The sequence below is a fragment of the Acidithiobacillus sp. AC3 genome (assembly GCF_050261095.1).
Lineage (GTDB): Bacteria > Pseudomonadota > Gammaproteobacteria > Acidithiobacillales > Acidithiobacillaceae > Igneacidithiobacillus > Igneacidithiobacillus copahuensis.
In genome coordinates, this window is record NZ_CP189838.1 from 2,306,447 (window position 1) to 2,328,284 (window position 21,838).

Here is a 21,838-nt window from a genome sequence, read left to right on the forward strand (position 1 = left end):
ACTGGTCTAGGCAACGGTAGCGCTGCGTCTTATATTGGTCCAATGGAATTGTTTTGCGTTATTGATCGGGATTTTCAATGAAAATATCCCCAGAAGATCTGCTGAGTTTTCTCGAGGTAGCAGAACAAGGCGGTGTTGCGCAAGCCAGCGAGCGACTACATCGCAGTCAACCGACCATCTCCGGCCGCCTGCAACGGCTCCAGCACATTGTCGGTGAGCCCCTGTATCTGCGTGAGGGACGGGGCATTCGCCTCAGCCCCGCGGGTGAGGCGCTGGTTCCCCTCCTGCGCAGTCTGCGCGGCGACCTGCAGCGTATCGAGGACTGGGTCAGCCGCCGCCAACAACAGCAGGAAGGCCAGCTCCGCATTGCTGCCAGCAGTACCGTCGCCAACTATTTTTTGATGGAACACCTGGCGCGCTTTCGCAGTCTCTACCCCGGTGTCGAGCTCCGTCTGCAGACCGGATCCCTGGCCTGGGAAGACTGGAACTGGAAGGATTGGGATCTGCTCTTTACCGAAGAGGCCATAGCACCAGAGCAGCTACCCGAAGACTTCTGCCAGAGTCCCTGGCGCGAGGACGAACTGGTGGCGATCCTACCCTTGCAACACCCTTGGGTGCTGGCGGGAAAACAAAGTGCCACCTGGACCGAGATCTTGCAGGAACCCATTGTCTGGCGCGAGCCACATTCCGGCATTCGCCGGCGCGTTGCGGCGGCGTTGCGCGCCGCTGGGCTCAAACCCACGTACACGGTCGAGGTCACGGGGGTGGAGGCGCTGCGCGAGGCCGTAGCCGCCGGTCTCGGCATTGGTTTTGCCTCGGTCGAGGCCCTGGATAAGGTGCGTTGGCCCTTGGCCTCCCTGCGCCTGGAGCCACCGCGAGGGTTATTCTGGACCTTGTATCTAGTGCATCCGCAGCTTGCCTATGCCTCGCATGCCCTGCACGCTTTTCTCCAGCTACTTGCGCCGACTGGCGTCGATCACTGCGACGATTCGTCGGCGAGGAGCAGGCAGGCGCCGTAGCCGCCCGCGGGATGCTCCAACCAAATCAGGGGAAGGTCAGGATATTGGTTCAGCAAAGCCTCCTCCGCATCGCCGGTCTCCAGGGCCAGAATCCCGCCGGGGCGCAAATGCGCCGGAGCAGCCTGCAATAGAGGCAGGAGGTAATCCAAGCCGTCCTCGCCGGCGGCCAAGGCCAGGCGCGGCTCGTGGCGATACTCCGGCGGCAATTCCGCCATGGCGGCCGCATCGACGTAAGGCGGGTTACTGACGATCAGGTCGTAACGCTGCCTGGCAAGGGCGGCAAAAAGGTCGGACTGCTGCAGCTGTACCCGCTCCGAGAGACCATGCAACGCGACATTGTGCCTCGCTACCTCCAGGGCCGCGGGGGAGATGTCGACGGCATCGACTTGCGCCTCCGGGAAGCGCTGCGCCAGGGCAACGGCCATGCAGCCGGAGCCGGTGCCGATCTCCAGAATCCGCCATACCCGTTCCGCTTGCAGCCAGGGAGCAAAGCCCTCTTCGATGAACGGTTCGAGCAGGCTGCGCGGGATCAGGACCCGTTCATCGACAAAAAAACGCAGGCCGGCAAACCAGGCCTCCTGCAGGATGTACGCCGTGGGCCGGCGCAGAATTTCCCGCTGATAGAGGGCATCGAGCACAGCACCGCGCTCGCTAGTGGTGAGCCTTGCTGCCCGCAGCTCCGGCAGATCCTCCGGCTCCAGGGCCAGGCGACGGGCGAGCAGGGCAGCGGCCTCGGCCCGCGGGGTCTGGTACCCCTGACTGCAATCGATGCCCGCCCGCGAGAAGCGACTCTGCCCGTAGCGCCAGAAATCCTCGATGCTCTCCAACCCTGCTGCGAGTTCCCGATATTGCTGCCAACGCATGGCCTTCTCCTAGTCGATTTCCAGCCAGACAGGGCAGTGGTCCGAGCCCTGGACCTCCGTAGCGATTCCAGCGCCACGCAGACGGGGCAACAGGCTGCGGTGTACCCAAAAGTAATCGAGACGCCAGCCGACATTCCGCTCCCGCGCCGCGGTACGCTGACTCCACCAGGAGTAGCACTGCGTTTCCGGATGCAGGTAGCGAAAACTGTCCACCCACCCGGCGGCCTCCCAGCGGTCGAGCCAGGCCCGCTCCTGCGGCAAGAAACCCGAAATCCTGGCGTTTTCCGCGGGACGGGCGAGATCGATGGGGTGATGGGCGGTGTTCACGTCGCCACAAAATACGATCGGACGCCCAGCTGCCACCCGTGCCTCTATCTGGGCGAGGAAGTCGGCGTAAAAATCGAGCTTGTAGGCCAACCGTTCGGCGTCTTTTTTGCCATTGGGGAAATATATGTTGTAGAGATCGAAGTCGCCGCAGTCATGGACCAAAACGCGCCCTTCCCGGTCATAGCGGGGATTCCCCAAGCCGCGCTGCGCCAGGGGGAGGTCGGCGCGGGCGAAGGTAGCAACACCGCTGTATCCGGCGCGCTCGGCGACAGCCCAGTCCCCCTGATATCCCGGCAACTCGCTTTCGCTTTTGCTGAGTCGTTCTGGGTCGGCCTTGGTTTCCTGCACGCAGAGAACGTCGGGTTGGGCCTCTGCGACCCAGTCCCGCAAACCTTTGCGCAAGGCCGCCCGCCAGCCGTTAACATTCCAGCTGTATAGACGCATTCAGCGCTGTACCCGCACGGCGAGAAATTCCCCACGATCCAGCACGCCCTGCAGGAGCGCCCGAGCATCTGCGGCCTCGGCTACGGCCGGCAATGCAGACAGGGTCTCGCGTGCGCCGCTGGGGCTGATGACGCCATGGCGGAGGGCGAGCTGATAAAGCACCTGGATGGACAGGCGGTTGTCGGGCCGCTGCGGCAGTGACAATTGCAACTCCGCCTTGGGTCCGCCATAAAAATGCAGGGTGCGGATCTGATCGACTGGGGGCAACGGGTTCATTTCCTTTTCTTTCCTATGCTTTCACTGGGGGCGTACACACGACGGGCGACCTGCGGCAAGCCACGCAGCTGTACCGACCACTCTCCCTGCAGGGCAAGCGAGGGTGCCATGCGACCGAGGACGGCAAGCAAGGGCTCGACAAAGCCCCACACCGGTCGCAGGAGCACCAACCCAGAACCGCGCAGCCGCTCTTGCCCGGCGTCAGACTCCCATAGCAGCTCTATACTCTGGAGTGCCGTCTGTGCCTGCAACTGCGCCAGCAGGCGTGAAATCTTACCGCGGATCTTGATGGGGTACCACACCAGAAAACTCGCCAGCGGCCAGTGCTGCAGGGCTGAAATCAAGGCCTCCGCCAGACGTTCCCATTCCTCTGCCGCCTCGAAGGCGGGATCGACGAGGACCAGACCCCGCCCCGCCGCCGGCGGCGCCGGCCGACGCAGGAACTGATAGGCGTCCTCCTGGAGAATGCTCGTCTGTCCCCGACCGACCAGCGCCTCGCGCAGCTCCTGCGCGATTTCCGGCACCTTTTCGAGCAGGAAGAGAGGGTCCTGGGGACGCAGCAGGCGGGCGGCGAGGAGCGGCGAGCCGAGATAGTGCTGCAACTCCTTGCCGGGATTGTCTGGCAGCAGGAGATCGAGCCAGGGACGCAACTCCGCCAGCTCCCGCCGCTGCGGCCAGAGACGGTGGATGCCGTCCTTCGCTTCGCCCTCCGCAGACACGGTATAACGACCAGCGCCCGCATGGGTATCGACAAAATACAGGGGGCGATCCTTCTGCAGCAGCCGGGTCAAGGCCAGCACCAGGGCCAGATGCTTCATACAATCGGCAGCATTGCCCGCATGAAATTGATGTCGGTAGTTCATGCCCGCGATGGTGCGACATTCCCGTGCGCGTGGGAAGGGCCGCTCTAACCCGCTTCGATTACCGGGAGACTCATCAGCTGTTATTTCTCGCAACCGGACCTGGCGCGCTTGCCAATGCCTAAGCAGCCTACCCTAGCCAAGACCATCGTGCCGATCTCATTGTTTTTGTGGCGACAAGGCGTCTGCCACGCACTCCAGCACTTGTGCCCAATCCCCGCGCCGCTGCTGACGAAACAGCCGATGGCTCGGGTACCAAGGCGTATCTTCGCGCTCGGTCATCCAACGCCACTCTGGCTCGAAGGGAAGTAGCACCCAGGCCGGCTGACCGAGTGCCCCGGCCAAGTGCACTGGAGAGGAATCCACAGAAATCAGTAGATCCGCCAGCTGCAGAATGGCTGCGGTGTCTTCAAAATCTTGAATCTCATCACTCAGTCGATGGACCGTCATGCCCGCAGGGGCATTCTGGTACGCCGCTGGGCCTTTCTGGATCGCAAGAAAGGAGGCATCGAGGCGGGCCAGCGGCACGAATTGCGAGAGGTGCATGGAACGATTCGCGTCGTTCGGATGTGTTGGGCGCCCCGCCCAGGTAAGGGCAATCCAAGGTCTGGGCAGCAGCTGCAAGCGCTGTTCCCAGCGCTGCAGTCGTGTCGGGTCTGCTCGCAGATAAGGGATCTCTCCAGGGAGATCAGAGAGCTGCAGGCGAATGGCGTGCGGCAGGCTCATTAGCTCACAGTGGGCATCGAAACGCGGCGGCAAGCTACCCCGGAGTTGGACGGCAAACTCAGGGTAGGCGCGCCGGACCAGGGGCAGCGCTTCCTGGTTGACATCAACAATCACAGTCGCCTGACTGCGATCGCGTGCGGCACGCAGCAAACGTATGAACTGAAACGTGTCGCCGTAGCCTTGCTCATCGTGGACCATGAGAGTCTTTCCGGGCATCGGACGCCCATCCCAGCGCGGAGCGGCCTGTACATGGCGGGCCAGAGCCTTGGTATGCGGCAGGTGATAGCGAAAACGGTACTCCTCCCAACCTCGGGTAAATTCCCCCAGGGTCAGAAGAGTATCGGCCAGATCATAACGTGCCGGCAGGTCGCCCGGGACGGTCTCGACAATCATCTCCTGGATTTTTCTCGTCGCTTCGAATTTGCCCTGCCTACGGCAAGCCAAGGCCAACAGCTTCCAGAGAGGGATAGGGCCCGTACCATCGCGCAGATAGGGAGCGACCAACACCTCCGCGGCCTCCGGCAGGTCGGCGGCAATCAGGGCTTGGCCGTGGTTCAGGATTTCCTGGACGCTGCGTTGCATGGTCACTCGTCGGCGGTAACGTTTAAAGCCTCAAGCAACGGACCCAGATGCGCCGCGTGCGGCTTCCAACGACCCACGGAACGCTGGTAGATCGGTTCTCGTACTTGATTGACGCTCGCGGTTTTTACCGCACGTTCGGTCTGATAAAACTGCAGACAACCCGACTCCCAGCCCAGGCCAACGAATTCGATCAAACGCCGCGTCTGCCCTTCTTGATCGGCAACCAAACCTTCATAGTCGACGTGAGTCAAAACTCCCTCCGGCAGGACCTGCTGCCAGTGCTCCATCAAACGTGCATAAGCCTGATGGAAACGTCCCAGTTCCCGAAGATCGTAGGAGAAACGCTGTTCCCCAGCGAAGTTCTTACTGTAGCAAGAAAGGCAGGTATCAACGGGATTTCGTCGGCAATGAATGATTTTGGCCCCTGGGAATAGCAGGGATATTGCCCCCAAATAAAAAAAGTTGGCGGGCATTTTATCAACGACAAAAAGGGCCTGGGGCGCTAGCTTAGCGATGTACTCCTGATAGGTTCTGGTAGCCGTTTGCCGTCTCTCCTCGGGAAGTGCGTGGAGACCTTCGGGGTACAGCTCGCCGATCAGCTTCTGCAGTAGCGACAATTCCCCCGCGCCATGGATGGCGGAATGGGAGGCAAGGATCTGTTCAACCAGGCTGGTGCCAGAGCGCGGCATACCCACCACAAAAATCGGGCGGGGAACGCTTCCGGCTTGTTCAGTCCCTTTTGGATGAGAATCAAAACACCCCAGCGGAAAGTTGCGTTGGATGCGTTCGACAAATTCATCCGTGTGCGCTGGATCATAGTCGAAGCTTTTGCGTTTTTCCGCATTGCCCGCGTGCAGATGCCGGAAGGCCCGTTCCGAGTCACCCACGTCCAGATATGCCTTGCCCAGGGCAAAATCCAACAGCATTCGGTCGCGCGGCAGAATATCCTGCGCCAAAAGCCCGAGCATCCGCTCCAGAAGCGGGTCGTCCGCGTCGAAGCGATGCAGGTCGGCCCAATTGTACCAAGCGCTGGCAGAGCGTGGAAAACGCGCTATGGCTGTCTCGAAGAAGCCTTCTGCATCTTTTTTGGATCCCAATTCCATTTGCAATACGGCTTGACTGATCAACGCCTCTTCGGCCTTTACTCCTGGCAGCTCCCCAGCTTTTTGCAGAGCCGTCAACGCTTCTGCATGCCGACCAAGCGCCTGCAGGATGCTGCCGTGCGCATAGTGGGCATCGGCAAGCGCTGGCGCCAACCCAATCGCCTGCTCCGCTGCTTGCAGGGCCTCTGGCAGATGTTCTGCCTCCTTGAGCAAGGTCGCCTTGGTTGCCCAGGCCTGAGCGTTCTGCGGGGCAAAGGCCAGCAACGCCTCGATCCAGCGCAATGCTGTCTGTGAGTTTTTGCGCTCCTGCTCCGCCGCCGCGAGGTTGATGTAGGCATCGCTCAGATGCGGATCCAGGGTGATGGCCCGACGCCCAGCCTCCACGGCTTCCTCCAATTCTCCCCGATCGGTCAGCATTTTGGCGAGGTTACTGTAGGGCTGCGGATAATTGGGATCGATGGCAATCGCCGCACGCCAATAAGACTCCGCGGCAGCAAGATCGCGCTGGCGCAAGCAGGTGTTACCAAGATTATTGAGCACCCGCGGATTTTCTGGCTCTGCAGCGCGAACCTTTTCCAACCATTCTCGGCTTTCGTCAAACTGTCCCATTTCCTGCAGAATGATCCCGAGATTGTTCCAGGCGCCGGATAAATTCGGATCCCGCGCCAGGGCTGATCGGGCGGCCCTTTCGGCCTCTGGCAGCCGACCCCGTTGCCGCAGCATTTCTGCCAGATTGCTCGCATAGACAGGCGCAACATCCAACGAACTGCAAGCATGTTGGAGGAGATCAATGGCGCGGTCGAGATGGCCGTAGGCATGGGCGATAAGGCCCATCAAATGCAAGGCGTCTGCCTGTCCGGGAAAAGTCGCCAGGATTCGTTGGCAGATCTGCTCTGCCTGAACCGCCTGGCCCGCCTGCCAGTGGGCATTGGCACATGCAAGGGCCTCGGGTAGGGTCATGGCTTGTGGGGCATGGTGTTGTTCAGACATAGGCTTCCTGACGTATCCAAGTGGTGGCGATCCATTTTTCGCCGCGCAGAACCGGCAGGCCGGCATGCAGGGAGCGAGGGTGGCGATTGCCTCCGTCATCGAGATTGCGAAACAGGACACCACCACCCAGAAGGGGAGAGATTCGCACTCCGAGCTCTGGGAAAGCGGTCTCACCGCCCGCCTCTACTGTGTTGAGGTAGAGAATCAGGGTGAGACTACGGTTCCCGCCCTGCCGCAGTGTGGGAGCATCGGCCGCAAAAGCATCGAAATGTGGCCTGTATTCCCCACCGGGACGATAGTGGAGGATCTGCAGAGGCTCTTGGCAGGCAACCGGAACGCCGGTGAGTTGTGCGATACCCTCGGCCAACGATTGCAAAATGGGATAATCATCCCGCTTGGGCCAAGCCATTTTCGAAATCCGCTCGGGGTGCGAGATTTCCGCACCACTGCGCTCATCAGTCACCAGTGCCGGCTGCAATAATTCCTGCCCAATGGCAATGAGGTTCTGGCAGTATTCTGGGCTGAGTAGTCCTGCCCAGAACTCAAGCCCAATTGCCTCTACCTCTAGCAGACGCTGCGCCATGCCACCTCCCCGCAGTTGAGCCGAAAAGATATCATGCTACCACCGATAGCGGGCGATCAGGTCAAAGGTATTGAAGTGGATGTCTCCCGCGTACTGACCCTGCCAAGCGATCTTGGCCGTCCAGGGACCCTTGCCCTGGAGGGTTATGCCAGCACCCGTATCGAGAGTGCCAGAAGGCGCAACCAGCGTCCGCGCGAGATTGTCACCCAGGAACCGGGTCTGCTGCAGAACATTCAGGTGCAAGGTGCCGACATTACCAGTACCGCCCACTTCCGCCCACGGGATCCAGGTAAGACTGCCTGCCCGCAAGTCGATTCCTGTTCGCAGGCCTCCACTGAAGCTACCGATGTTGGTTCGCATGGCGCCAGTCTGCAGATCAAGTAGACCAGCACCTTGCTCATCGAGGGCTCCAATGGCCGAATGTAGAAAGGTAAAACGTGCATAAGGCACCAAGAAGGCCTGATCCAGAGGAATTAGATATTGCATTTGCACGCCCGTACCGAAGAACCAACCATGGCTTTGAGCGTCGGCCTGCAACGAGGTGGGCAGCAAGTCCCGATTGACATTGATGCTCTGGGTACCGGCACCGATGTCGGCAGACATGCGGAAATGCTGATCGGTATAGATACCATAGGCATAGCCGCCAAAGCTGTGCCCATCAGCCCGTTGATATACCGAGCCGGTATTGGTACCGCTACCGGACAAGGCAACACCCAGGGTCAGATGCGGGTTGATGGCTGTACCGTAACCCACCACACCACCGTATTCGCTTACATTGCTGCCATTGGCGCGACCAAAACCGCCAAAGCCCTTGGCCCAGGTACCCAGGCGGGTGCTGGTAAAATGCATCTGGCCGTCGCTGCCCAACACTCCTTGAGAGCCGTCTAGTACGGTGCTGAGGGCACTGTGCAAACTCTCATTGGTAACGTAGGGCAGATTGACGGCACTGTAGCCGGTGGAGAATACCTTGGACACCAGCTCCGGCTGCCGCGTGGGGTGCGGAATCAGGGCCAGGGCCGGTGCGGGGGCCGGTGCGGGTGCGGGTGCGGGTGCGGGTGCGGGTGCGGGTGCGGGTGCGGGTGCCGGTGCGGGAGCCGGTGCGGGAGCCGGTGCGGGAGCCGGTGCGGGAGCCGGTGCGGGAGCCGGTGCGGGAGCCGGTGCGGGAGCCGGTGCGGGAGCCGGTGCGGGAGCCGGTGCGGGAGCCGGTGCGGGAGCCGGTGCGGGAGCCGGTGCGGGAGCCGGTGCGGGAGCCGGTGCGGGAGCCGGTGCGGGAGCCGCCGTCAGCGTGAGGATGGCGTCGTTGGCCGTGTAGTTCAGCGTGTGGCTAAGATAACTGGCAAAGGCCGGGTCGTAGTTCACCGTGGCAAACGTACCCGTCAGCCCCTGGCTCGTGGTGATCAGGTCGTAGACGTTGCTGCTGCCGTTCTGCACAAAGCTGCCTTCATCCAGGACATCCAGCACGCCAGCCAACTGGGCGCTGCCGGTAATGGCCAACTGGCTGTAGTCCGTGCCCGCAAGCGTGCCGTTGGGCGTGACGATCATCGCCAGGGTGCCGGTGGAAGTCTGGAGATAGTTGCCCGTCAGATTCAGCATCCCTGGACTCGTGGTAGTGCCTGATACGGCACCAATGGTGAGGATCCCCTCATTGCTCACCGTGCCCACCGACCAAGTGTCATTCACCGTCCAGTTACCCGTCTGGGCAATGGTCAGGCTGCCGTTGGGATCATTGATGGGAGTGCTCGTGCCCATCACCGGATCGCCTTCCAGCAAAATCGTGCTGGCCGTGGTACCCGCATTGATCGTGCCCTGCACATCACTGCCGGTGCTGAAGATCAATGTGTCCGGATTGTTGGCAATGGAGATCGCGTTGGTCACCGTTCCGTTCCCCGTCCCAATAATCGTTCCGGTGTTGGTCAGCGTCGTGCTGAAGCCATCCAGATAGATGCCGGTCTGACCACTAATGACGCCGCCGTTGCTCAGGGAGCCTAGAGTACCGCCGCCGCTATATTGGGAACTATTGAAAATGCCGTAACCGCGACCGCTGATGGTACCGCCAGCCTCATTGCTGATTGAGTTGATGCTACCTCCATTATAAATTCCATAGCTGATAGCGCCACTGATGCTCCCGCTGTTGCTCAGAACATCAATATATCCCTCATTGCTAATACCATCGATGCTCCCGCTGACGCTCCCACCATTACCCAGACGGCTGATGGTACCAAAGTTGTTAATACCGAATTTTCCAGTGATGGTTCCGTTATTACCCACGTTACCGATATTGCTCTGATTGATTATGCCGGTACCATTTCCAGAAATGAGGCCACTGTTCGTCAGTGTACCAACAGAACCGTCATTCAACAGTGTCGCTTCGGTCCCAGAAAGCGTCCCGCTATTGCTCAAAACAGCGAGGGAACCCAAAACATTCGTATTCGCTACATAGGTACCAATCGTCGCGGCATTAACGATGCCATAGGCCTGTCCACTCAGCGTCCCCTGATTGACCAGCTTGCCATCCGCCAAGCTGATGGGGGCCAGCGTGCCGAGAGTCGGAGTTCCCTGCAGTTCGACCGTGCTGGCCGTGGTACCGGCATTGATGGTGCCCTGCACGTCACTGCCAGTACCAAAAATCAGAATGTCCGGATTATTGGCAATGGAGATGGCGTTGATCACCGTCCCGTTGCCCGTACCAATAATGGTACCCGTGTTGGTCAGCGTCGTACTAGCGCCATCAAGAGCAATACCTGTCTTGCCCTGAATGGCGCCACTGTTGCCTAAGGCTCCGATAGAGCCGGTATTGGCGATTCCCAAATTACCAGCGGAAATAGTCCCGCTATTGCTCAAACTGCCGATAGTGGCACTATTACTGACACCATCGGTATTGACACCATGCAGGGTAGCACTGGCCGCATTCGTCAGCAGTGCAATACTCCCGCTATTGGCTATGGCGCTCCCTGCCGTACTGATACTGCCGGTGTTACTGAGGCTGCCGCTGACTGTGCCTGTGGGCGTCACGACCACACCGCTAGTCTTGCTACTGTTGATGGCAAAGTCCGTGATCGACGTCGAAATGGTGGCGATGGTTGGCGCTGCCACGGGCGCCGGTGCCGCCGTGAGCGTCATGATGACGTCGTTGGCCGTATAGTTCAGCGTCGGGGTGAGATAGCTGGCAAAGGCCGGGGCGTAGTTCACCGTGGCAAAGCTGCCGCTCAGGCCCTTGCTCGCGGTGATCAAGTCGTAAACGTTGCTGCTGCCGTTCTGGACAAAGCTGCCTTCATCGAGCACATCCAGCACGCCAGCCAACTGAGCGCTGCCGGTAATGGCCAACTGGCTGTAGTCCGTGCCCGCAATCGAACCATTGGGGGTCACGATCATCGCCAGGGTGCCGGTCGAAGTCTGGAGGTAGTTACCCGTCAGGTTCAGCATCCCTGAACTGGTGGTAGTGCCCGATACGGCACCAATGGTGAGGATCCCCTCATTGCTCACCGTGCCCACCGACCAAGTGTCATTCACCGTCCAGTTACCCGTCTGGGCAATGGTCAGGCTGCCGTTGGGATCATTGATGGGAGTGCTCGTGCCCATGACCGGGTCACCTTCCAGCAAAATCGTGCTGGCCGTGGTGCCCGCATTGATCGTGCCCTGCACATCACTGCCGGTGCCGAGAATGATAGTATCGGGGCTATTGGCCATGCTGATCGCCGTGCCGCCCGTGCCGATGATCGTGCCGGTGTTGGTCAGCGTCGTGCTGACCCCATTGAGGGAAATACCTGTCTTACCCTGAATGGCACCACTGTTGCCTAAAGCTCCGATGCTGCCACTGTTGGTAATGCCATAATAGCCACCACTGATAGTACCGCCGGCAGCATTGTTCAGGCTGACGATACTGCCTTCATAGTTGAGAATGCCTGCGTTGGTACCGCTGATGATTCCGCCGTTTTCGTTGCTCAGACTGCTGATGCTGCCACCACTGTTGTTGAGAATGCCCGCAGTGTTACCACTGATGTTTCCGCTGTTTTGCAGGCTTGCCAAGCCACCCAGCACATCTGCATTTGCGGCAAAGGCACCAATGGCCGCGGCATTGACGATGCCATAGGCCTGCCCGCTCAGCGTTCCCTGATTGACCAGCGTGCCATCCGCCAGACTGATGGGGGCCAACGTGCCGAGAGTCGGGGTACCTTGTAATTCAACCGTGCTGGCCGTGGTGCCTGCATTGATGGTGCCCTGCACATCGCTGCCGGTACCCAGGATGATCGTAGTCGCGCCGTTGGCAATGCTGATGGCCGTACCGCCGGTACCAATGATGGTGCCGGTATTACTTACCGTTGTACTGGCAGCTCCCGCCAGATTCAGTCCGGTTTTTCCGGTAATGAGCCCGGTGTTGTTCAGACTTCCCAGGAGGCCGCCATCGTTGTTCACACCGTCGTTCGCGCCGCCACTGATCGTACCGCTGTTACTCATCGTACCAATAAGGGCTTGGTTGTAAATTCCGGAGACACTACCCGTGATGGTACCCACATTGTCGAAGCTACCCAGCGTGCCGTTATTGGCCACACCGTAGGTGCCACCGGTGATCAAGCCCGTACTGGCATTTTCCATCTGGTCGATGCTGCCATAGACGTTTGCCAGCCCAGTTCGATTGCCGCCAATGCTCCCGCTGTTGCTGAGCGTGCCAATCGTCCCGCCATCGGTCAGACCCGTGCCATTGGCAGTTATGATTCCGCTATTGACCAACGCTACAATACTGCCCTGGCTGGTAAAGGCGTTACTGCCGCCGCTAATGGTCCCACTATTGTTGAAAGTGCCGAGGGTCCCGGCATTATAGAATTCCAACCCAACAGTACCGACAGTGCTGATCGTTCCCAGATTGTTGAATTGGCCAACATTGCCCGAGCTCAGAGAAACTTCGTTGATCTGCCCACCCGTCTGGTTGTTCACTGTGCCAATATTGCCGGTATTGTACAAACCGAAAACAGTGCCATGGATCACACCCGAGTTCGACAACGATCCGATAGTGCCCACGTTATGCAAAGCCGTTTTCTGGCCCACAGCGCCAATCGTTCCCGCTCCAGCATTGCGTAGGGCGCTGATGTAGCCACTCGCGTTGTTTACCAACGCCACAATAGAGCCCAAGTTGTCCAACCCTTCGCCGCCACCAACGATGCTACCGCTATTGTTCAAACTACCCAGCACGGAATTGCTGCCATTGCTGAGCCCGGTAGCACTGCCCTTCAGCAGCCCTAAGCTGCCGTTCACGAGGGTTCCCATACTCCCGAAGTTTTCCAACCCGGAGCTGAAGGTGCCCAGAGTTGCCAATATTGTCCCCGTATTCGTGAACGAAGTGATGCTACCGCCGTTGGCTGCAGCATTACCGATGGTGCTATTGGAAATGAGCTGCCCGCTGTTGACCAAGGTACCAACGCTGCTGCCCTTGTTCACCGCGAAGGCGTCCGATCCCTGCACCAGACCCTGGTTGTTCAGGATCCTCAGGTTACCCAACACCTCGGCGCCCAGTGCTATTGATCCCAGCGTCGGAGTGACCCAAATCCCTATGGCACTGCTTTGCACGGTGCCCACATTGATCAGCGCACCATTCGTCAGCACGATGGGCGCCGACGTCCCCAGAGTCGCACCATCCAACTCCACCGTGCTGGCCGTCGTACCGGCATTGATGGTGCCCTGCACATCGCTGCCGGCGCCGAAGATGAGCGTCGATGGATTACTACCGGAAATGACGACGGCGTTACCGCCGGTGCCGATGATAGTACCTGTATTGGTCAAAGTTGTGCCCGTACCGCTCAGATTGATCCCCGCTTTGCCAGAAATCACCCCGCTGTTGTTCACACTACCCAGTTCGCCGCTGTCGGATAAACCCTCGCTGCCGCCGCTGATGGTCCCAGTATTGCTGACGCTGCCCAGCGTGCCCTGGTTAAAGATACCGTAGTATTTGCTGCCGACGATGGAGCCACTGTTGCTGATGCTGCCAATGCTGCCGGCATTCTGAACACCATTAGTTTGGGCGCTAAGGGTGCCGGTATTATCGAGCGCGGCGATTGAACCGTTGTTGCTGATGCCCAGGTACTGCTTGGAGAGCAAGCTACCGCTGTTGCTCAGGGTGCCGCTGATGGTTCCAGTGGAAGTCACGACCACACCGCTGGTGGTAGCGACATGGACCGGAAAACTCCCGATACTCGTGGAGATAGTGGCGATGGTTGGGCCTGCTGCGGCTGCCGTGAGCGTCAGGATGGCGTCGTTGGCCGTGTAGCTCAGCGTCGGCGTGAGATAGCTGGCAAAGGCCGGGTCGTAGTTCACCGTGGCAAAGCTGCCGCTCAGGCCCTTGCTCGTGGTGATCAAGTCGTAAACGTTGCTGCTGCCGTTCTGGACAAAGCTGCCTTCATCGAGCACATCCAGCACGCCAGCCAACTGGGCGCTGCCGGTAATGGCCAACTGGCTGTAGTCCGTGCCCGCAACCGTGCCGTTGGGTGTGACGATCATTGCCAGGGTGCCGGTGGAAGTCTGGAGATAGTTGCCCGTCAGGTTCAGCATCCCTGGACTGGTGGTAGTGCTCGATACGGCACCAATGGTGAGGATCCCTTCATTGCTGACCGTCCCCACCGACCAGGTATCGTTCACCGTCCAGTTACCCGTCTGGGCTATGGTCAGGCTGCCGTTCGGATCGTTGATGGGCGTCGTGCTGCCCATCACCGGGTCGCCTTCCAGCAAAATGGTGCTGGCCGTGGTGCCCGCATCGATGACGCCCTGCACATCGCTGCCGGTGCCGAAGATGAGGGTGTCGGGAAGATTGTTCGTGACCTTGATGGCCGTGCCGCCCGTGCCAATGATGGTGCCGGTGTTGGTCAGCGTCGTACTAGCATCTCCCAACTCCAGGCCGACTTTACCAGAAATCAGCCCACTATTAGTCAGCGCACTAATAGTGCCCATATCGCTGATGCCGGCAGAGCTCGTTCCTATGATAGTACCGGAGTTATTTAGGCTGCCAATACTTCCATAATTGATAATTCCATTATTTACCCCGCTGATCATTCCCGTGTTTTGCAGGACACCCACGGTGCCAGAGAGGTAATTGTAGAGGCCTGATGCGGAGTGAGCGCCACCGATGCTACCACCATTCGTTACCGTACCGATATTGCCCGAATCGTTGTAGATACCCCGTGTGCCAGCAATATTCCCTCCTGCAGCATTACTCAAGCTGCCAATACTGCCACCCAAGTTAAAAACACCGGCCCCGTAGGACATGGAACTACCGCTATTCAGTGTTCCATTGATGCTGCCAGTGTTTTGCAAACTCACCACGGTTCCCAGCAAGTCCGTATTGGCAGACAGGGTTCCGATACTTGCCGCATTAGCAATGACGATCCCAAATTGCGCGCCGCCCAGCGTCCCCTGATTCATCAGAGTACCAGTTGGCAGATTGATAGGTGCCAGGGTTCCGAGCGTTGGGGTGCCTTGCAACTCGATGGTGCTGGCGGTGGTACCGGCGTTGATGGTGCCCTGCACATCGCTGCCGGTGCCGAGAATGATCGTACTCGCACTGTTGGCAACGCTAATGGCCGTGCCACCACTGCCAATGATGGTGCCAGTATTGGTCAGGGTCGTGCTGGCACCGCGCAGTGAGACGCCTGTTTGACCACTAATGACACCACTGTTGCGCAAGGCTCCGATGCTGCTACCGACGTTATTGAGAATACCAGCAGTGGTGCCGTTAATGCTTCCGCTGTTTTGCAGGCTCGCCAAACCACCCAACACATCAGCATTCGCGGCAAACGCACCAATAGTCGTGGCGTTGACGATGCCATAACTCTGCCCGCTCAAGGTCCCCTGATTCACCAGAGTACCCTTCGCCAGACTGATGGGCGCTAGGGTTCCGAGCGTTGGGGTGCCCTGCAACTCGATGGTGCTGGCCGTGGTGCCAGCATTGATGGTGCCCTGTACGTCACTGCCCGTGCCAAAGATAAGAGTATTGGGACCACCTGTCATGGTGATAGCAACGCCAGTTCCCAAAATACTTCCGGTGTTGCTGATAGTATTGAGCGAACCGGACAACGAAATTGCCGTAACGTTGCCTGTTGCGCCGGAAGCCAAAACACCACTTCTGACCGTGCCAGAGTTGGTGATGGTGGAGGAACCTGTCAACGCTATTCCAACTCCACCGCTTCCGCTTCTGTTGGCACTCTTACCAGTCGCACCACCCGCACCGCCAGCTCCACCTTGGATAGTCCCAGCGTTCGTCAGCGAGAGCAGCGTTCCAATCACTCCCGCTCCTCCATTCCCTCCTCTGCCGGCATATCCTCCGGCGGCGCTATAGATAGAAACAGCACTACCTCCCACGCCGCCGGCGCCACCATAAATGTTTCCCTTATTTGTAAGGGAAATTTGCGTTCCGCTTACACCTGCTCCTCCATTTCCTCCATTTCCTCCATTGGCGCCATAACTGGCAGCTCCGCCGTTGCCGCCAGTGCCACCGAAGATAGACCCTACGTTGGTAATGGTGACATTCGTCCCACTCGCGCCCCCCCCGCCAGCACCACCCGCACCGCTATACATGCCAATGCCACCACTGGTTCCGTTGGCACCTCCGCCCCCGCCATTGCCGCCGGAAATTATGGCGCCTGCATCGTTGCTAAGGACGAATCCACTACCAGACGCGCCCGATCCGCCTGCCCCCCCTTTGCCGCCAGAACCAGCGTATACCCCACCAGTACCGCCATCACCGCCGGTACCGCCAGAAACACTATCGCCCGCACTGTTGGTGAGAACGAACCGACTACCGGACACCCCCGCTCCACCACTTCCCCCTTGGCCGCCGGTACCGCCAATAGCATAGTTGCCACCACTATTCCCGCCCGCCCCGCCAGTCCCGCCAACACCTCCGGTAATAATGCCAATGCCGCCGACACTCTGCTGGACTGTGAACCCTACGCCATAGACACCCGCCCCGCCCGCTCCACCAATTCCGCCACCCCCACCACTTCCATCGCCAAAAGTTCCAGAGCCTCGAGCGCCACCGGCTCCACCATTTCCCCCAGCTGCGCCAGCACCACCGGTAATGTTCGCATAGTTGTTTAGCGAAAAACTGTTGCCACCAATACCAGAGCCGCCAGCTCCACCGAGTCCGCCGCCAGCTCCAGAGCCGCCGTAGCCCCCGAGCTTACCAGCACCCCCTGCGCCCCCCGACCCAGCCGCACCGCCGCGGCCGCCGTTGACGTTGCCGTAATTAGCCAGGGAAAATTCAAGACCGTAGAGACCTGTACCGCCGCCACCACCGCTTCCGCCTTGGCCTCCTTTACCGCCGCTCCCGCCCAAACCGCCAGACCCAGCGGCTCCTCCAGCTCCGCCCTGTATCGTCACAACACTCGACAAGGAATAGCTTCCCGTACCCGAAAACGCCTGTCCGGGCGCACCGCCTCCGCCGCCGCCACCACCAGCGCCACTGAATCCATTTCCACCTGCGCCACCGGCCCCATAACCGCCCCCACCAGGTTGCCCTGCTGGTCCAGCGCCTGAAACGGCCCCACCCCCACCGGCATTGGAAATCGAGCCACTTCCCGTGCCAGTTCCAAGGGTACCGGCTATGCTTCCACTGGCATTCCCACCCGCACCGCCAGCGATTCCCGTTTGACTGGACAATGGCGTACCCCCAGCCCACGCGACCAACGGATACGAGGTATCGATGGAGATAGCCGCAACGACAGCCAAAACCAAACATTTTTTTGATCGCGATCTATCCGGCGCACCACGAGTAGCACTCTCGCTTCGAGAGTTTTCTTTCGTTCGACTGCGCCGCAACTCCGAAACAACCTGCAGCAAACCCAAACTACGATTGAAAACCACTCGAAATACATGATTCATATAACCCTCGACATGCCAATTTTAAAAAATTCCGATCGCAGGAAGAAAGTTTTTATCTTCCCAAAAGGCATCCCCTGTAAAACGCTGGAACAAATCTGGAGGAAGTATCGATTCACGCTCACACCAGGGGCGCACCGGACCAGAAACAAAATGCAAACCAGGCATTCCAATCTTTTCATCAAAGCCACAACAGTCTAGACTTATTTTTTTCAGGTTGTATTGAAATTCTGATAACCCCAGAAATTTAGAAACGACGGCCATAGCTCTTACTGGGTCAGCGGTAAATCTTTCATAACGCAGCAAAAGCAAACGGCCTCTTGCTTCCGGACTAAAATAGGCCTCTTTCAATGAATTATACGAAAAGCCAACAAAACCATTTGCTCCAGCCAACCCCTCGACTCGAGAGTAAACGTTGCCACCAGTCTGGTAATTAAAAATCAGCGACGGTTGCAAGCAGTTTTTTCTCACCAGTCGTTCAATGCTATCCAGAATCCATGGCACTTGCCTGACACAGGCCACCACTTTGGCTCCAGGAAAAATCCGCCCAAGGAGCGCAAGCTGGGAATTCCAGGCTCTATTGGTATCGACAATGCAGGGTTTCTCGACATCTTCGTAATATGAGTGAGCGACACCACGTAAGATTTTTTCTCGGCGCTCATCATCGACAAAAACAGAATACTCGCTCCGCCCGCTCATAGTCACTAAAAGAGTTTCTAACATGTCTAGCACTGGACTACTCATACCAGCATGCACATCAGGGTGCTGAGACAGCAAAGCGGCCAGCAAAGTCGAGCCAGAGCGTGGCAATCCGCTGATACAATGAAAGTCCTTCATTTTATAGGTCACTTTCTTTCCAAAAAAGTCTTATAATTTCAGCTATAGATGACATATATTATCCTAATCTGATCGAAAAACCCGCTTTCAAACGGCGCCTATTGGCGCCGTCCACGAACTGGATCGCAATACTACCAGCGGTAGTTGGCTAACAGGTCAAACTGATTCCAGTGGGTATCTCCGGCAAACTGACCGTTGTAGGCAAATTTGACAGACCACGGGGTACTACGTCCCTGCAACGTCACCCCGGCCCCGGTATCCAGAGCACCGTTGGGAGCCACCAGGCCAATCTCCGAGGTACTGAGCAGGCCGACCGTTTCCGCCTGGGCAACATGCAGCGTGCCCGCGTACGCGGTGCCACCGAGCGAGACCCAGGGGATCAGGGTCATGTCACCCAGATCCACATCGGTACCCGCACGCAGCCCACCACTAAAGGCCGCCACATTGGTGTTGAGACCGCCGTACTCGATGTTGAGATTGACGAGTTGCCCCGCTCCGGTTTCGGTAAAGCCATTCAACTGGGTATGGACATAGTTGATCCGACCATAGGGCATAAGAAAATTCTGCCCCAACGGGATCAAATACTGCCCTTGCAGGCCGGTACCAAAGTACCAACCATTGGTGGTGCCGGTAGCGGTTTCGACCAGATCATTACTCGGGCTGTACAGGCCGCGGGTACTGTTTTGGTGCAGGTAGCCCGCACCCAAACTTGCGGAGATCCGCAGCTGACCCAGAGTATCGATGGCATAGGCGAAGCCACCAAAACTATTGGTCGTGGCCCGCTGGTAGAAGGTACTGGCTCCGGTACCGGCGCCGACTAGAGCGGCGCCCACAACCAGATGGGGGTTCAACGCCAGCCCGTAACCAGCCACTGCGCCGTAGTTCTCCATGGATGCGCCATCGGAGCGACCCACTCCACCAAAGCCCTTCACCCAGGCGCCGATGCGGGTTTCGGTAAAGCGCGGACCTTGGCGACCGTCTACTTGGCCGGCACCGTCGAGCAGGGTGCTGATCTCGGCGTTGACTCCCATGTTGACGGCAAAGGTCGAAGCCGCAACCACCCGCCCCTGGTAGAACAGATTTGCTTTACTGAGGCTAGCACCACTCGCCGGTGCCGGTGCCGGTGCCGGTGCCGGTGCTGGCGTTGGCGTTGGCGTTGGCGTTGGCGTCGGCGTTGGCGTCGGCGTCGGCGTCGGCGTCGGCGTCGGCGTTGGCGTTGGCGTTGGCGTTGGCGTTGGCGTTGGCGTTGGCGTTGGCGTTGGCGTTGGCGTTGGCGTTGGCGTTGGCGTTGGCGTTGGCGTTGGCGTTGGCGTTGGCGTTGGCGTTGGCGTTGGCGTTGGCGTTGGCGTTGGCGTTGGCGTTGGCGTTGGCGTTGGCGTTGGCGTTGGCGTTGGCGTTGGCGTTGGCGTTGGCGTTGGCGTTGGCGTTGGCGTTGGCGTTGGCGTTGGCGTTGGCGTTGGCGTTGGCGTTGGCGTTGGCGTTGGCGTTGGCGTTGGCGTTGGCGTTGGCGTTCCTACCGCTGCCATCGTCAGTGTTGCGTCGGTGCCGCTGTAACTCATCTGCGGCGAGACATAATTCGCCAATGCCGCCATGCCGGTGACCGTGCCAAAACTACCAACTAGGCTACCAGCATGGATCAGATCATAGCTCGCCCCAACGGTATACGCCGAAGCCGTGCCGCCGGGAACGACATCCAGGGTTCCCGCCAGATTGGCGGTTCCCGTTACGATCAGTTGGCTATAGTCCGTGCCTGCCGTGGTATCGGCGGGTGTGATGGCCATTTGCAGGGTGCCGCCAGCGCTCTGAGCATAGTCTCCGACAATGGTTTGGCTCGCCGGGCTAATGCCGCCCCCCGTCGGCGTTGCGAACACGCCCACCGCCAAGGTACCCTGATTATTCACCGTCGCCACACTCCAGGTATCGTCCACGGCCACATCGCCTCCTGGCGCAATGGTCAGGGTACTGTCGGGCGCGATGATGGGAGAGCCAGAACTCCAGCTTTGCGCACCACTCAACAAAAAGGTGCTGGCCGTAGTGCCGGCGTTGACGGTGCCAATGATGTCGCTGCCACTTCCCAGATAAGCCGTAACCGGGCGCCCAGAAATGCTGATGGCGGGGGTAGTCGTTCCCCCCATGATAGTTCCGGTATTATTGAGAACCGCACTAGCGCCTGCGGGCGCACCGGCAGAACGAGAACTCGTATTAATTGCCACGCCGTTTTGGATCAATCCGCCATTGTTGAGAGTCCCCACAAAACCTGCCCCACCAGTATCGAAGCCGCCAGTGATGGTACCCCCAGAGTTGTTACTGAGCGTTCCAATGAAGAATTGATCAGTGATATTGCAATTAATCGTCCCACTATTGCTGAGATTTCCCACGCTCCCGTTCACGTAGATCCCGCCCGCCGCGGCGGTTCCGAGGCCGATCAGCCCAGAGTTGACGAGCTGCCCGATACTCGCTCCAGGGGCGATGGTAATGATCATAAAAGATGAGCCGCTGATGGTGCCCGTATTGGTGAAGGTGCCAATGCTACCCTTCACAGAAACTGCTACACTGCTCGGAGAGCTGATATGACCCTGATTGAGCAGAGTCCCAATAGTACCGTAATCGGCCAGAGCCGCTTTTGCAGAATTGCCAGATGCCGATATGGTTCCGGCATTGGTCAGGCTGGAGATGGCTCCAGAGTTGAAAATGCCGTAGTGTTTACCATCGATCACACCCTGATTGAGTAGCGTACCTATCTGACTGGTGCTGCTATTGTTGGAGACCCCAACGATACCGCCCTGAATCAGACCGCCGCTATTTTGCAGGACGCCGATACTACCGCCATTGAGCACCCCATACTTGCTACCTGAGATGGTCCCGACGTTGCTCAGCGTCCCGATACCACCGGTAGACGCGACCTGACTGATGGCTGCCGAAGCGCCGCTGATGGTCCCCTGGTTGGCGAGGGTTCCGGAGATGGTGCCACCGGGAATCAAGCGAACCTGACTGGTATTGCTGCCGGTAATGGTGAGGTTGCTGATACTCGAACTGACGGTTTTTGCCGTCGCAGCGTCGGTTATGGCCGGCATTGCGCTACAGGCACCCAGTGCGATCATGGGCAGAGCCGCACGCAGGCATGCCAGCAGTACCTTCTCGCTGGGGGCAGAATGCATCGACACGGCAGACGTGCTGCCCTGTCCAGCACGCCCGCCCCGCGCCAGTTCTGACGTCACCCGCAAACAACCCAGGACACGGCTGAAAACAATCCGGTAGATTTTGTTCATTGGCAATTCATCCTTTAGATTTTGCTAATACACTAACGTATTACTTGGTTTACAAATTTGTCCGAGTGTAACAAGAGCGCCCGGAATCGAGCGTTAAT

At 58.9% G+C, this 21,838-nt stretch carries 15 protein-coding genes and 1 pseudogene; 1 reads left to right on the plus strand and 15 read right to left on the minus strand.

The window, feature by feature from the left end:
- Positions 1–77 precede the first annotated feature (77 nt).
- Complete coding sequence (locus tag ACQAYK_RS11680) at positions 78–1,019, plus strand: LysR family transcriptional regulator (RefSeq protein ID WP_483167623.1); 942 nt, start codon at positions 78–80, stop codon at positions 1,017–1,019.
- Here ACQAYK_RS11680 and prmB read toward each other — a convergent pair.
- The 15 genes and pseudogenes from prmB to ACQAYK_RS11755 form a co-directional block, all read right to left on the minus strand.
- Complete coding sequence (gene prmB, locus ACQAYK_RS11685; RefSeq protein WP_483167624.1) at positions 977–1,882, minus strand: 50S ribosomal protein L3 N(5)-glutamine methyltransferase; 906 nt, start codon at positions 1,880–1,882, stop codon at positions 977–979. The two genes, ACQAYK_RS11680 and prmB, sit on opposite strands and share 43 nt — an antisense overlap.
- A 9-nt stretch (positions 1,883–1,891) precedes the next feature.
- On the minus strand, positions 1,892–2,653 hold the full coding sequence (locus tag ACQAYK_RS11690; protein ID WP_483167625.1) for an exodeoxyribonuclease III: 762 nt from the start codon (positions 2,651–2,653) through the stop codon (positions 1,892–1,894).
- Positions 2,654–2,929: a DUF2322 family protein gene (locus ACQAYK_RS11695; protein WP_483167626.1), complete on the minus strand. Its 276-nt coding sequence runs from the start codon at positions 2,927–2,929 to the stop codon at positions 2,654–2,656.
- Positions 2,926–3,792, minus strand: coding sequence for a 23S rRNA (adenine(2030)-N(6))-methyltransferase RlmJ (gene rlmJ / locus ACQAYK_RS11700; RefSeq protein ID WP_483167627.1), 867 nt, complete (start codon positions 3,790–3,792; stop codon positions 2,926–2,928). Before rlmJ ends, ACQAYK_RS11695 begins: the two co-directional genes overlap by 4 nt.
- A gap of 156 nt (positions 3,793–3,948) precedes the next feature.
- Entirely contained in the window at positions 3,949–5,097 is a 1,149-nt protein-coding gene (locus tag ACQAYK_RS11705) for a glycosyltransferase family 9 protein (protein ID WP_483167628.1), read from the minus strand.
- Between the two features lie 2 nt (positions 5,098–5,099).
- The gene (locus ACQAYK_RS11710; protein ID WP_483167629.1) at positions 5,100–7,190 is read right to left on the minus strand and encodes a tetratricopeptide repeat-containing sulfotransferase family protein; all 2,091 of its coding nucleotides are present in this window, start codon (positions 7,188–7,190) and stop codon (positions 5,100–5,102) included.
- Entirely contained in the window at positions 7,183–7,773 is a 591-nt protein-coding gene (locus ACQAYK_RS11715) for a prolyl hydroxylase family protein (protein WP_483167630.1), read from the minus strand. Before ACQAYK_RS11715 ends, ACQAYK_RS11710 begins: the two co-directional genes overlap by 8 nt.
- 36 nt (positions 7,774–7,809) lie before the next feature.
- Positions 7,810–15,921, minus strand: coding sequence for a hypothetical protein (locus tag ACQAYK_RS11720; protein WP_483168034.1), 8,112 nt, complete (start codon positions 15,919–15,921; stop codon positions 7,810–7,812).
- 467 nt (positions 15,922–16,388) lie between these two features.
- The gene (locus ACQAYK_RS11725; protein WP_483168035.1) at positions 16,389–16,673 is read right to left on the minus strand and encodes a hypothetical protein; all 285 of its coding nucleotides are present in this window, start codon (positions 16,671–16,673) and stop codon (positions 16,389–16,391) included.
- A 30-nt stretch (positions 16,674–16,703) separates the two neighbouring features.
- Positions 16,704–16,844: a hypothetical protein gene (locus ACQAYK_RS11730; RefSeq protein WP_483168036.1), complete on the minus strand. Its 141-nt coding sequence runs from the start codon at positions 16,842–16,844 to the stop codon at positions 16,704–16,706.
- A gap of 6 nt (positions 16,845–16,850) precedes the next feature.
- The gene (locus ACQAYK_RS11735) at positions 16,851–17,048 is read right to left on the minus strand and encodes a hypothetical protein (RefSeq protein ID WP_483168037.1); all 198 of its coding nucleotides are present in this window, start codon (positions 17,046–17,048) and stop codon (positions 16,851–16,853) included.
- An 84-nt stretch (positions 17,049–17,132) separates the two neighbouring features.
- A complete protein-coding gene (locus ACQAYK_RS11740; RefSeq protein WP_483168038.1) occupies positions 17,133–17,330 on the minus strand; it encodes a hypothetical protein in 198 nt (65 codons plus the stop codon).
- A gap of 208 nt (positions 17,331–17,538) precedes the next feature.
- Positions 17,539–17,637 (minus strand): annotated as a pseudogene (locus tag ACQAYK_RS11745) (ESPR domain-containing protein); the annotation flags it as partial.
- 21 nt (positions 17,638–17,658) lie between these two features.
- The gene (locus tag ACQAYK_RS11750; protein ID WP_483167631.1) at positions 17,659–18,483 is read right to left on the minus strand and encodes a sulfotransferase family protein; all 825 of its coding nucleotides are present in this window, start codon (positions 18,481–18,483) and stop codon (positions 17,659–17,661) included.
- Between the two features lie 119 nt (positions 18,484–18,602).
- Complete coding sequence (locus ACQAYK_RS11755) at positions 18,603–21,740, minus strand: autotransporter domain-containing protein (protein ID WP_483167632.1); 3,138 nt, start codon at positions 21,738–21,740, stop codon at positions 18,603–18,605.
- Positions 21,741–21,838: the final 98 nt, after the last annotated feature.

Coding starts and splice junctions, on each gene's coding strand:
- ACQAYK_RS11680 (WP_483167623.1), top strand. CDS start 78: ATGAAAATATCCCCAGAAGATCTGCTGAGTTTTCTCGAGGTAGCAGAA.
- prmB (WP_483167624.1), bottom strand. CDS start 1,882: ATGCGTTGGCAGCAATATCGGGAACTCGCAGCAGGGTTGGAGAGCATC.
- ACQAYK_RS11690 (WP_483167625.1), bottom strand. CDS start 2,653: ATGCGTCTATACAGCTGGAATGTTAACGGCTGGCGGGCGGCCTTGCGC.
- ACQAYK_RS11695 (WP_483167626.1), bottom strand. CDS start 2,929: ATGAACCCGTTGCCCCCAGTCGATCAGATCCGCACCCTGCATTTTTAT.
- rlmJ (WP_483167627.1), bottom strand. CDS start 3,792: ATGAACTACCGACATCAATTTCATGCGGGCAATGCTGCCGATTGTATG.
- ACQAYK_RS11705 (WP_483167628.1), bottom strand. CDS start 5,097: ATGCAACGCAGCGTCCAGGAAATCCTGAACCACGGCCAAGCCCTGATT.
- ACQAYK_RS11710 (WP_483167629.1), bottom strand. CDS start 7,190: ATGTCTGAACAACACCATGCCCCACAAGCCATGACCCTACCCGAGGCC.
- ACQAYK_RS11715 (WP_483167630.1), bottom strand. CDS start 7,773: ATGGCGCAGCGTCTGCTAGAGGTAGAGGCAATTGGGCTTGAGTTCTGG.
- ACQAYK_RS11730 (WP_483168036.1), bottom strand. CDS start 16,844: ATGCGAACATTACCGGTGGTGCTGGCGCAGCTGGGGGAAATGGTGGAG.
- ACQAYK_RS11755 (WP_483167632.1), bottom strand. CDS start 21,740: ATGAACAAAATCTACCGGATTGTTTTCAGCCGTGTCCTGGGTTGTTTG.